The sequence below is a fragment of the Mycobacterium sp. SMC-4 genome, assembly GCF_025263265.1.
In the GTDB taxonomy this organism is placed as follows: domain Bacteria; phylum Actinomycetota; class Actinomycetes; order Mycobacteriales; family Mycobacteriaceae; genus Mycobacterium.
Genome location: NZ_CP079869.1, coordinates 3,001,743 through 3,013,266 on the forward strand (window position 1 = coordinate 3,001,743; position 11,524 = coordinate 3,013,266).

Sequence of the window (11,524 nt, forward strand, 5' to 3'; positions counted from 1 at the left end):
TCGGGTCAGACCGACGCGGCCTCGTTGAGCTCGTTGAGCGTGTTGGTGGCCTCCAGGTACTCCTGCACCCAGCGCTGGATCACGGTGGCGGTCTTCTCGACCTTGGTGAACTGACCGACGACCTGGCCGACGGGGTTGAACGCGACGTCGACCGACTCGTTGGGGTACTTGTGGGTTGCGGCCACCGCCATACCGGACACCATGTACTGCAAGGGCATCCCGAGTGGCTTGGGGTTGTCCGGATTCTCCCACGCCTCGGTCCAGTCGTTCTTGAGCATGCGCGCGGGCTTGCCGGTGAACGAGCGGCTGCGCACGGTGTCGCGACTGGTGGCTTTCGCGTAGGCGGCATGCTGTACAGGCGTGTGCTCGGACTCCTCGACCATCACCCACTGCGAACCCGTCCACGCTCCCTGAGCGCCGAGGGCGAGCGCCGCGGCGATCTGTTGCCCGCTGCCGATACCACCGGCGGCCAGCACCGGAACCGGCGCAACCTCCTTGACCACCTGTGGCCACAGCACGATCGAACCGACCTCGCCGCAGTGCCCGCCGGCCTCGCCGCCTTGAGCGATGATGATGTCGACGCCCGCGTCGGCGTGCTTGCGGGCCTGCGACGGCGAGCCACACAGCGCCGCGACCACGCGGCCGGCCTCGTGGATATGGGTGATCATGTCCGCCGGAGGCGTGCCCAGCGCGTTGGCGATCATGGTCACCTTGGGGTGCTTCAACGCCACCTCGACCTGGGGCGTGGCGGTCGCCTCGGTCCAGCCGAGCAGCTGCAGGGCATCGTCGTCGCTGTGGTCGACCGGTACGCCGTGATCGGACAGGATCTTCTTGGCGAACGCGATGTGCTCGTCGGGCACCAGATCGTTGAGGGTCTTCTTGAGGACTTCGGGATCCATGTCCGCAGCGTCCATCCCCTCGTACTTGTTCGGGATCACGATGTCCACGCCGTAGGGATGGTCGCCGATGTTCTCGTCGATCCAGTTCAGCTCGATCTCGAGCTGCTCAGGGGTGAAGCCCACCGCGCCCAGCACGCCGAACCCCCCGGCCTTGCTGACCGCGACCACCACATCGCGGCAGTGGGTGAACGCGAAGATCGGGAACTCGATGCCGAGCTGGTCGCATAGGGGAGTATGCATAGTTCGCTCCTGGTGGGCTCATGGGCGTCAAAGGCCTAAAACTGAAACGTGTTCTACTTTAGTACACGACGGGTGCCGTTGCGGAAGCCTCGCCCGGGCATCCGCAAGACCGGCCAGCCCTCCTGCGCGGCGACCACCGCGAGTCGTCGCCGCGGGTTCACCGGATGGGGGTGACCGACCAAGCCCATCAACGCGATGTCCTCCTCACCGTCGGCGTAGAAGTAGCTGCAGGTCAAGTCGACGGTGTTGGCCGCACAGAATTCCTGCACCGCGACGGCCTTTTGCCGACCCCAGATCACCGGTCTGGCGATGGCGCCGGTCAGTCGACCATGGGTATCAACCTCGAAGTGGTTGCACAGCACATGGTCGATCTCCAGATAGCGGGCAACCGGTTGGGCATGAATGGTCAACGCCGACGAACTCAACACCACGGTGTGGCCGCGCCGCTGATGGGCCAGCACGATCTGGTGCATCACCGGGAAGACGCGCGAGCGCACGCGCTCGCCGAACAGCCGATGTCCCACTGCATCGAGCTCGGCCAGGGAATCGCCGCGCAGATAACCCGCGGCGCGCGCCAGCAATTTCTCGAAGTGCACCCGCCCGAACCGATACCGCATAGCGGCCTCGACCACACCGAACACCTCACCGACCCGGGCCTGCCGGCGCCGGATGCGATCGCCGGCGTGCGCCGTGGCGGTGATGCCGTCGACCAGGGTTCCGTCGAGATCGAAGAACGCGCCGACCTGCGGACCCGGTTGACTGTCGCCGATCTTTGCGATCACGTCCACCGGATCGGCGGGATCGGCGGTCACATTCGGCTCCTAGGTCACGGGCGCCACAGGCTGTTGACCCGCCATGCTACGGGGCGTGTCGGCCCGTCTCGGGGCGTCGCGATTACTCCTGGTTTAATCTGTGGCCGGTCGCAGCACACGGCCACGGTAGTTTGGTCCTTGCCGGGTTCAGGATGCAGCCTGCGCGGGTGGCACGAGCAGTGCCTTGCCGTACTCGTTGCACGATGCGGCCTGTGACATGGAAGGTGAACCTTGGACGAGCAAGCAGCCGAAGGCGCAACTGCCCAATCGGGGGCGTCGACCTGTGTCGTCACCCATCGATGGGTCGACCGGGTAGCTGTGGTGGCGGTGTCAGGTGTCGTCGACATGCTCACCTCGCCGCAGCTGGAGACGGCCATCAACACCGCGCTGGAACAGCAGCCGGAAGGCGTAGTGATCGATTTCACGGAGGTGGAGTTCCTGGCCTCGGCCGGCATGGGCGTGCTGGTCGCCGCGCACGACAAAGCCGGCTCTGCCGTGGCAATCAGCGTGGTCGCCGACGGTCCGGCGACCAGTCGGCCACTCAAATTGGTCGGAATCGCCGACATCGTCAGCCTGTATCCCAACTTGGACGAAGCCCTCGCGGCCCGCGGTAGTTGAGAACGCCGAATAGGAACGTGCTTCTCGGGGTAGCCACCGACTGCCATGATCGATTCCATGCCGCCGGCTGAAGTAGCCAACGCAGACCGTTTCGAGCGCTTCGGGCTCGAAGCGGACGCGTTCGCAGTCGCGCAGACCCGCCAGGATTTCGCGCAATGGCTCCAGCGGTTCTTCGACCTCGATGCGGTGCGGTGCAGCGATGTGGTGCTGGCGATCAACGAGGCACTGGCCAACTCTGCCGAATTTGCCTACCTGCTCGCCGAGCGCCCCGGAACCATCGATATCTCGGCCGAGTACAACGCCAACGACCAGAAGCTGACGGTGTTGATCTGCGACCGTGGCGCCTGGCGCACCCCGCAGACCGACCCGGCGCCACGAAACCGCGGCCGGGGCATTCCGTTGATGGAAACGCTGTCCGACGAGCACAAGATCGAGACGTCGGCCGACGGTACCCGGGTGCGCATGGTCTGGCACGGTGTGGGCCGCCGCTGACGGTCACCCCGGTCGGTAGATGCCCTTGCCGGTGCACAACGGAAGATCCAGCGTGCTGCGAATCCCTGGCGGGGCCGCGATGACGTCGGGGATCGCGTTGACGATGCGTCCCGCCGCAGCCAGGATCGCCGCGTAGTTGTGGTCGCCGTTGCGGCTGGTCGGGCAAATATCCATCACGTAAGACGGTTCGCCGGTGATCTCAACACGGTAGGAGCCGCCCTCCTGCGCCGGTTGCGCCCAGTCGGGGCGCAGATCCCCCCGTAGCCGGGTGATGTGTTCGACCACGATGGCCGACCGGCCGTCCACCTTGCCCTCGATCAGAAATCGGACCGCGGCGACGGTGCCCTTCCTGATGGTGCCGACGGCGACGTCGAAGTCCTCGGGGGCCGGTTCCTGCTCGACCGAGTCGGTGATCTCGTCGACCTCGATACCCAGACCGGCGGCAAGCTGACGGATGCCGACGCCCCAGGCCATGCTCAGCATGCCGGGTTGGTACAGAAACGGTAGATCGCCGATCTCGTTACCGAAGCCCATCACGTCGAACATCACCGTCGCGCCGTCATAGCTGGCGTAGTCGGCGATTTCCATCGTGCGGATCTGTTCGATGTGCTGGCAGGTGCCCGCCAGCGCTAGCGGCAGCAGATCGGTGACGAAACCGGGATCCACACCGGTGATGAATATGCTCGAATTGCCCTGCTGGGCAGCGGCTTCCATCCGATCGATCGATTTTTCCGGAAGCACTCCCCACGGATACTCCAGGCTTACCGGCGAGGAGCCCACCACATCGATACCCGCTTGGAGAAAGCGGCGGACGTCGGCCATCGCCTCGCGCATCCGGACATCGCCCATCGCGCAATACACCACGCAATCCGGCGCGGCCTCGACGATCGCATCGAGATCGTCGACGGCGGTCACGCCCGTGGTCACGTCCAGCCGTGCGAGCTCGCCGGCGTCCTTGCCGACCTTCGCCGCGGAGGACACCCACACCCCGGTGAGCTCGAAACGGTCGTCCTCGATGAGCTGGCGCAGCGCCAGGCTCCCGCAGTTCCCCGTCCCGATTAGTGCCACACGAATCGCCATGGCCAGCAGTATGCGTGCTCGGAATCGAAATAGGAACAGGTTCTAGTTTGTGTCTACCGGTGCGGTAGCCTGACGCCCCATGGGACGCGTGGACGGAAAAGTGGCACTCATCAGCGGTGGAGCGCAAGGCATGGGCGCTGCAGATGCCTGGGCTTTGGTCGCCGAGGGCGCCAAAGTGGTCATCGGCGACATCCTCGACGAGAAGGGTCAGGCGCTGGCCGAGGAGATCAACGCCCAGACCCCCGATTCCGCCCGCTACGTCCATCTCGACGTCACCCAGGCTGATCAGTGGGAGGCGGCGGTGGCTACCGCGGTCAACGACTTCGGCACCCTCAACGTGCTGGTCAACAACGCCGGCACGGTCGCGCTCGGCATGATCGGTCAGTTCGATATGACCAAGTGGCAGAAGGTGATCGACGTCAACCTGACCGGGACTTTCCTCGGGATGCAGGCTTCGGTGGAGGCCATGAAGGCCGCCGGTGGTGGGTCGATCATCAACATCTCGTCCATCGAGGGTCTGCGTGGCGCGGTCATGGTGCACCCGTACGTGGCTTCGAAGTGGGCCGTGCGCGGTCTGACCAAATCGGCCGCGCTGGAGCTCGGCGCGCACAACATCCGGGTCAACTCGGTGCATCCGGGCTTCATCCGCACCCCGATGACCAAGCATTTTCCCGACAACATGCTGCGAATCCCGCTGGGCCGGCCGGGTCAGCCCGAGGAGGTCGCCACCTTCGTGGTGTTCCTGGCCAGTGACGAGTCCCGTTACTCCACCGGGGCCGAGTACGTCATGGACGGCGGCCTGACCAACGACGTCCCGCACAAATAGCCCGGGTCCGGCCTGCGTAGGGTCGGGCAGGTGAGCGTGCGGGCCGGGATCGTGGTGACGGGGACCGAGGTTCTGACCGGACGGGTCCGGGACCAGAACGGACCGTGGCTGGCGGACCGGCTGCTGGAGTTGGGCGTGGAACTGGCCCACCTCACGCAGTGCGGTGATCGTCGCGCCGACATCGAGGCTCAGCTGCGGTTCCTCGCGCAACAGCGGGTCGACCTGATCATCACCAGCGGCGGTCTGGGCCCCACCGCCGATGACATGACCGTCGAGGTGGTGTCACGTTTCTGCGGTCGGGAACTGGTTCTCGACGACAGCCTGGAACGCACGATCAACGACATCGTGACCACCCTGATGACCCGTTTCCCCGACGTCGACGCCGCGGCCCTACGGGCGGCCAACCGTAAGCAGGCGCTGATCCCTGCCGGTGCGCAGATCCTCGCCCCGGTGGGCACGGCGCCGGGGGTGGTGGTTCCCGGCACCCCGACCGTCGTGGTGCTACCCGGCCCGCCGCGCGAACTCCAACCGATGTGGCAGGTGGCGGTCAACACCGACGCCGTGCAAGCCGCCATCGCCGGTCGGACCCGCTACGAACAGCACACCGTGCGAATGTTCGGGCTGCCCGAGTCGGGACTGGCCGAGACCCTGCGCGACGCCGAGCGCTGCATCGACGATTTCGGTCATCTGGAGATCACCACGTGCCTGCGCCGGGGGGAACTCGAGGTCGTCACCCGTTTCGAGCCCCAGCACCTGGCGACCTACCACCAGCTGCTGTCGGCGCTCCAGCAACGGCACGGTCGTGAAATCTTCTCCACCGACGGCGCCCTGGTCGACGACCAGGTTGCCGGACTGCTGGCCGGTCGCCGAATCGCCACGGCCGAGTCGTGCACCGCCGGTCTGGTGGCCGCACGGCTGACCGAGCGCCCCGGCGCGTCGGCGTACTTGGCGGGCTCGGTGGTGGCCTATTCCAACAGCGCCAAGGTAGATCTGCTCGGAGTGGACGCCGCCCTGATCGACCAGCACGGTGCGGTGTCGGAGCCGGTCGCCGAGCAGATGGCACGCGGCGTGCTGGAGCGGTTCGACGCCGACACCGCAGTCGCGGTCACCGGTATCGCCGGCCCAGGCGGCGGCACCGAGGCCAAACCGGTGGGAACCGTGTGCTTCTCGGTGGCACTGCGCACCGGTCACGGCGACGACGGCGACACCGTGCACCTGACACGCACGACCCAGCTGCCCGGCAATCGGTCTGACGTCCGGGAGCGCTCGACCACCGTGGCCCTGCATCTGCTACGCAGGGCGCTGCTCGCCAACGGCTAGAGTGGCGCGGACACCACTTCGATACGGGAGATTCTGGCGATGACTGACACCGACGAGCGACAGACGGTCTCGGCGCTCGCCGAACAGACCGGGTGGCATCACCGGGTCGCCGACCGCAGCGACTACTTCGACAAGGGTGTGGTGCGCGTCCACCTGGTGTGGACCGGCAACACCGCGATCAGCGGCGGCACGCTGTACCACGACGACTTCATGCAGAGCTACAGCCGAGACCTGCCGACCGTGCGGGGCTGGCTGCAGCGCTGATCGTCAGCGGCGGTCCTCCAGGTCCCACTGCTCGGTCATGGCGGTCATGATGGCTTCCGCCTGCCCGAGTCCCCCGAGGTGGCTCTCGCCGGGCAGCGTGTAGAGCTCGGCGTCGGGCAGCAGGCTCACTACGTGCCGGCCGTGCGCGAACGGCACGATGTGGTCGGCGTCGCCGTGCCACCACCGCACCGGTACCTTGACCTCGTCGAGCCGGAACCCCCAGTCGCGGGCGAACACGACAACGTCGGCGAAGGGCGCTGCCAGCTGTCTGCGGCTGCCGTTGAGCAGATCATCGAGGAACATCGCCTTGAACTCCGGACGGGCCAGCAACCGCCGGTCACCCTCGGGGGAGACGGACGCGTAGAGACCGAGCACCGGTTCGGCGACAGGCTTGATCAACCGGATCAGGCCGGCCGCAACCAGGCTCAGCGGGGTGCCGAGGTGTTCGAGCAGCGGGGCCGCGGGCAGGCCGACGTTGCCCATGAGGCCGCCTCCGATGGCGTCCGAGCCCCGCGTCGGCGCGACGCCACCGAGCACCCCGACGGCGGTGACACGGTCGGGCATCACCGCAGCGCAGGCCAACGTGTACGGGCCGCCGCCGGACAGGCCGATGATCTGCATCCTGGCGATACCCAGAGTGTCGGCGACGACGCGCAGGTCGTGGGCGAAGTCGATGACCCGGTGGTACTCGTGCGGCGACGAGGACCCGATGCCCGGCCGGTCGACGCCGATCAGCCTGATGCCGTTTTTCTCGGCGAACACCCGCGCCTCGACCGGGATCTGGCGGCGCGCGCCGGGGGTGCCGTGCAGCCAGAAGATGGCCCGGCCCTGCGGGTCACCGAACTCGGCGAACCCGAGTTGGCGGTCCTCGTCGACCAGGACCTTGCCTTCGAGCTTGGGACGGGCGATGTCAAGGGCCATGCGCGACAGTCTCGCACGTGCCCCCGGGCTGCCGGACCCGGTCCCGGCAAACTCCACCGGATGACGGTCCGGCGGCCCCGGCATCAGCCGACCGCGGCCGAGTAGGCCACGCCACCCAGGAACAGGGTCAGCAGGCACAGTGCAAGGGTGCCGGCCGCGAACGGCCATCCGGGCTGGGCGCGAACCAGCTGGATCACCGTGATCACCAGGCCGGTGAGCCCGATCGCCCCGGCGACCAGCAGCGCGGTGAATACCGCGTTGACGGCTCCGGTGACACTGCACGTCTCGGGCGGACAGTGGTCGAGGAATGCCAGCAGGAACAGCCCCAGGACCGCCGACACGGCACCGATCAGGACTGTCAGCACCAGGAGCGCGATCGAGATCCCGATATCGGTGCCGGAGCGGCGCGGTTTCTCCGGAACCGGGTACCAGGAGTAACCCATGGCGCTCATGAGACCGTGTCCGGTGTCCGGCGCGGGACGGCTTCTCGTCTGCGCGCTGTCATCTCGTCGGTGAGGTACAACGCGATCAAGATATCGGCGAACGTGATGAGCAGGCCCCACCAGTACATCCAGCGCACCGTCGGATCCGGCTGGATGGTGAAGTAGATGAACAGGAAAATCGGTCCGATGATGCCGAAGACGAACGTCATCGCCTGAAGACGCAGGTAGAGCAGCAGCGTGGACATCGGCGAAAGTCTCCCGCGCCGGCCCGCACGCGTCAACGGCGGCGGCCACCGCAATCTCGGGGCGTCACCGCCGGAATCGATCTAGGGTGACCTCAGCACCCAATCTTCTCGGGAGATGAGGAAACCGACTCTCATGCGCCGTACCGTGCGGACCGTCTTCGTTGCCGTTAGCCTGGCACTCTTTTCGGCCTCCGCGATGCTCGGTCCCGCCGTCGCCGCCGCGCAGGGCTCGCTGGTTCCGTTGTCGCAGAAACTGCGTCGATGCGATTTCAGCGAAAACCCCTATCAGGGGGCCAGCGACTTCGGACGGGTGATCAGCCATCTGCGCACCGAGGGCGGCAGTGTGGTCGCCGATGTCCAGATGGCCACCGGGAAACCGAATATGGCCTACGACGTCCGACTCATCCAGGTGCCGCGCGGGCTCTCCTGCGCGCCCGGCGACCCGGGTGTGGCCGGGGCGGTGTTGATCACCGACGTGGTGGGCGGCGGTGCGGTGACGGTGCGGGCGCCGATCGCGCAGGGCGCCACCGGAGCGTGGGTGTCGGTCACCCGACCCAGCGCGTTCTCACAGCATCCCGAGGAGTTCTACACCACCGACTTCCTGTTCCGGCTGTAGCCGCGGCGATCGTCAGGCCGCCACCACGATGGTGAGGTGGCGGTCGGCACGTTCGATCCGCATTCCGGCGCGACGCGCGATGGCGGCTACCCCGGCGGCGTCGGTCGGCTCGGATCGCGTGGTTGCCAGCACGCGAGCCAGCCGACCCTTGTGGGCTTTGTTGAAGTGACTCACCGTGGTGCGCCGCCCATCGTCGCGCTCGGCCACCACGCTGACGGTGACCGCCTCGGCGAGTCGGCCCAGCGTGGCATAAGACCCGGATCGTAGGTCCACCACCAGCTGCTCGGCGGCCGCGTCGCTCAGGACAGGCTCCAGCACCGGGCGCCAGCGCATCGCAAGGCCGGGCCGCCCCGGAATCTTCGATGTCGCCGACAGGCGGTAGGCCGGAATCGCGTCCTCGGCCCGCAGCAGCCCGAACAGCGCCGACCCGACAGCCAGCCGCGAGGCGGCCCGCGCAGCAGCGGCGCCGCGCAACGATGTCACGTCCAGCGCGTCGTAGAGCACGCCGGTGTAGCGCTGAATGGCCGGCAGGGTCGGCGCGGTGGCCAACGCGGCGTTGCGGTCGATCTCGGCATCCTGCGACGCGGAGATCCCCAAGGCCCGGCGGCTGGCATCGCGGTCTGCCGCCAAGGCGACGAGTTCGTCGACCAGTTCCCGGCGTAGGCCGTTGAGCGCTGGGGCCGCGAGTTCTTCCAGGCGCAACGGGGTTGGGTCACCACCGGGGCGCTTGGTCTCCGACGGGGGCAGCAGCACCATCACGGCAGAGACGCTAGCGCGCGCCGGACGCGCACCGGCAACCGCTTACAGCGGAGCGCCCGGAGCCGGCGGCGGAGGGGGAGGGGCCTCGTGGCCCGCCAGCACAACTGGCGCACCGGGCGGTGGGGGTGGCTGCGGGGCCGGTGGTGGCGGCGCCATCGGATCCATCGGTGGCGGCCCCAACGGCGGTGCGGGCAGCGGTGGGGCCAGCACCGGGTCCGGGGCCGGGGGCACGTGCGCCGGCATCGGAAGGAACATGTGCTTGGTGAACTGGTCTTGGTAGGCGCCGCCGCCGCCGATCTTCACTCCGCCACCCTCACCGGAGGACACCGGGGTGCCGTCGGGCAACGTCACAGCAGTGTGACCGCTGTTCCACCCGACCACCAGGGCGCCGGGCTCACTTCCGTATTGGAACCCACGGGCCAGCAGTGCACTTTCGATGTTCCCGGTGTGAAACCGGTCACCGTAAACCGGGCGGCCGGTCGCAGCGTTGGTCACCCAGGACACCAGGCCGGAGCAGTCCGTACCCGCCGGCGAGTCACCGCCGACCACGTACGGAGTCCCCGACACCTGATTGACAAGCGTCAAGAGAGTCGCGAGAGCAAACATGCGGACGGACGTTAACAGCGGGTCTCTAAAACCCCAAAATCTGTGACCACGACCACAATACATCCGAATGTGACATGAGCGTCACGAAAACGGTTGCCTGTCCGTCAAATTGGGGTGTGCCACCAGCGTGCCGGCACGGATGAACTTGACAGATCGGACGTGCCAACCAAGATCACCGAATATTGTTTGCTTACAACATATTTCGTCCCACGGGCGCGACTAAAACCGCGGTCATACCTACCCGAGTCAGACGCCGGCGAGTAGAAGGGGGATGCGCTGCTCGGCGTCGGTCAGCGAGCCATGCTGCCCGACCAACGACGATTCGATCGGTTCGGCCGTCGTGCGCAGGACGCCGGCCGAACCGCGTGCCGCTGCAACCACATCACCGATGCGCGCCAGCACATCGTCGCTCACCCGCGGGCCGAACCACCCCGCCGCCACGGCCTCGTCTTTGGCCACCACCCAGGCGCGTGCCCCCACCACCGTCCGCCAGGTCTGCAACACGTCATCGAGTGCTCCGTCGCGGACGTAGACGTGGCGAGCGCGCACCTCACCCCCGAGTGCGGCCACCCCGTCGAGGAGCTCAGCGGTGTGGTCGGTATCGATCGTCTGGTCAGGATCGAGGCTGATCATCCCATGGTCGGCGACCACCGCCAGCAGCCCACCGGCGGGCAGGTTGTCGACCACCGTCTCCACCAGCCTGTCGACCTGGCGCAACTGGAAGCGCCACGCCGGCGAACCTGGACCGTGCAGGTGCCCGACCAGATCCAGGTCGGCGTGATAGCCGTAGCAGAAGCCGCGTTCGGCGACGGCCGAGGACACCGTGGCCGCCAGATCACCGAGTGCGTGCACTCCGATATAGCGTCCGCCGCGCAGCACCGCGCGGGTCAGACCCGATCCGCTGAACTGTGCCCCGGAGACCACACTGACAGTCATACCGGCTGAGGTCGCACGTTCGAACACGGTGGGCCGCGGCTGGATTCGCTCGGGTACCGCCGCGGAGCGCAGATCCTCACCCCAAGGATGGGGACGCCAGCGCAGCGCGTTGATCAGGCCGATGTCGGGCAGCAGAAACGACATTCCGACCATGCCGTGCTCACCGGAGCGGCATCCGGTGCCGACGGCTGCCAAGCCCGCAGCGGTGGTGGACGGAAAACCCACCTGCAACGTCTGCCGGTGCATGCCGGACAGTACGGGTGCGTCGGCGCGGTGACGATCGAGCAGTTCGGCGCCCAAGCCGTCGATCAGCAGCACACACGCGCCGGCCACGTCGGCGGGTAGCTGCAGTGGCGACTCGAAGCCCTCGACGCCCATCGCGGTGAGCACCGCCGGCGCGACGTCGGCGAGGTGAGGCAGGTCCGGGTCGAGCCGCGGCAGGTCCAC

15 protein-coding genes are annotated in these 11,524 nt (G+C 67.4%); 6 read left to right on the top strand and 9 right to left on the bottom strand.

Translation table 11 applies throughout. The annotated features are described in order from the left end of the window. Window positions 1-5: 5 nt before the first annotated feature. Window positions 6-1,139, bottom strand: a complete 1,134-nt coding sequence (locus KXD98_RS14270; protein ID WP_260759046.1) for a nitronate monooxygenase — start codon at window positions 1,137-1,139, stop codon at window positions 6-8. Window positions 1,140-1,192: 53 nt separating this feature from the next. Further along, window positions 1,193-1,951 (bottom strand): HAD family phosphatase, encoded by a 759-nt coding sequence (locus tag KXD98_RS14275; protein WP_260759047.1) that lies wholly within the window; start codon window positions 1,949-1,951, stop codon window positions 1,193-1,195. A gap of 231 nt (window positions 1,952-2,182) precedes the next feature. On the opposite strand from KXD98_RS14275, the gene KXD98_RS14280 reads away from it, so the two are divergent. After that, complete coding sequence (locus KXD98_RS14280; RefSeq protein ID WP_260759048.1) at window positions 2,183-2,569, top strand: STAS domain-containing protein; 387 nt, start codon at window positions 2,183-2,185, stop codon at window positions 2,567-2,569. 45 nt (window positions 2,570-2,614) lie between these two features. Continuing rightward, window positions 2,615-3,061, top strand: coding sequence for an ATP-binding protein (locus tag KXD98_RS14285; RefSeq protein WP_260759049.1), 447 nt, complete (start codon window positions 2,615-2,617; stop codon window positions 3,059-3,061). A 3-nt stretch (window positions 3,062-3,064) separates the two neighbouring features. Here KXD98_RS14285 and KXD98_RS14290 read toward each other — a convergent pair whose 3' ends face one another. Further along, the gene (locus KXD98_RS14290) at window positions 3,065-4,141 is read right to left on the bottom strand and encodes a Gfo/Idh/MocA family oxidoreductase (RefSeq protein ID WP_260759050.1); all 1,077 of its coding nucleotides are present in this window, start codon (window positions 4,139-4,141) and stop codon (window positions 3,065-3,067) included. Window positions 4,142-4,220: 79 nt separating this feature from the next. Between KXD98_RS14290 and KXD98_RS14295 the strand changes: the two genes are divergently transcribed. Genes KXD98_RS14295 through KXD98_RS14305 form a run of 3 tightly spaced genes read left to right on the top strand, consistent with a single transcriptional unit; the run spans window position 4,221 to window position 6,551 of the window. Then, entirely contained in the window at window positions 4,221-4,967 is a 747-nt protein-coding gene (locus KXD98_RS14295; protein ID WP_260759051.1) for a glucose 1-dehydrogenase, read from the top strand. Window positions 4,968-4,997: 30 nt separating this feature from the next. Further along, complete coding sequence (locus KXD98_RS14300; protein WP_260759052.1) at window positions 4,998-6,287, top strand: competence/damage-inducible protein A; 1,290 nt, start codon at window positions 4,998-5,000, stop codon at window positions 6,285-6,287. Between the two features lie 39 nt (window positions 6,288-6,326). After that, the gene (locus tag KXD98_RS14305; protein WP_260759053.1) at window positions 6,327-6,551 is read left to right on the top strand and encodes a hypothetical protein; all 225 of its coding nucleotides are present in this window, start codon (window positions 6,327-6,329) and stop codon (window positions 6,549-6,551) included. A 3-nt stretch (window positions 6,552-6,554) separates the two neighbouring features. Here KXD98_RS14305 and KXD98_RS14310 read toward each other — a convergent pair whose 3' ends face one another. From KXD98_RS14310 to KXD98_RS14320, 3 genes are all read right to left on the bottom strand, one after another. Further along, window positions 6,555-7,472, bottom strand: a complete 918-nt coding sequence (locus KXD98_RS14310) for an alpha/beta fold hydrolase (protein ID WP_260759054.1) — start codon at window positions 7,470-7,472, stop codon at window positions 6,555-6,557. An 83-nt stretch (window positions 7,473-7,555) separates the two neighbouring features. After that, window positions 7,556-7,924, bottom strand: a complete 369-nt coding sequence (locus KXD98_RS14315; RefSeq protein ID WP_260759055.1) for a hypothetical protein — start codon at window positions 7,922-7,924, stop codon at window positions 7,556-7,558. Beyond that, window positions 7,921-8,160, bottom strand: coding sequence for a hypothetical protein (locus KXD98_RS14320; protein ID WP_260759056.1), 240 nt, complete (start codon window positions 8,158-8,160; stop codon window positions 7,921-7,923). The genes KXD98_RS14315 and KXD98_RS14320 overlap by 4 nt, the downstream gene beginning before the upstream one ends. A gap of 133 nt (window positions 8,161-8,293) precedes the next feature. On the opposite strand from KXD98_RS14320, the gene KXD98_RS14325 reads away from it, so the two are divergent. Continuing rightward, window positions 8,294-8,776 carry a hypothetical protein gene (locus KXD98_RS14325; RefSeq protein WP_260759057.1) on the top strand — a complete coding sequence of 161 codons (483 nt, stop codon included), beginning with the start codon at window positions 8,294-8,296 and terminating at the stop codon, window positions 8,774-8,776. A gap of 12 nt (window positions 8,777-8,788) precedes the next feature. On the opposite strand, the gene yaaA is transcribed toward KXD98_RS14325, so the two are convergent. From yaaA to KXD98_RS14340, 3 genes are all read right to left on the bottom strand, one after another. Further along, complete coding sequence (gene yaaA / locus KXD98_RS14330; RefSeq protein ID WP_260759058.1) at window positions 8,789-9,535, bottom strand: peroxide stress protein YaaA; 747 nt, start codon at window positions 9,533-9,535, stop codon at window positions 8,789-8,791. 42 nt (window positions 9,536-9,577) lie between these two features. Next, window positions 9,578-10,141: a C40 family peptidase gene (locus KXD98_RS14335; RefSeq protein ID WP_260759059.1), complete on the bottom strand. Its 564-nt coding sequence runs from the start codon at window positions 10,139-10,141 to the stop codon at window positions 9,578-9,580. Window positions 10,142-10,387: 246 nt separating this feature from the next. Next, the gene (locus KXD98_RS14340) at window positions 10,388-11,524 is read right to left on the bottom strand and encodes an alkaline phosphatase family protein (protein ID WP_260759060.1); all 1,137 of its coding nucleotides are present in this window, start codon (window positions 11,522-11,524) and stop codon (window positions 10,388-10,390) included.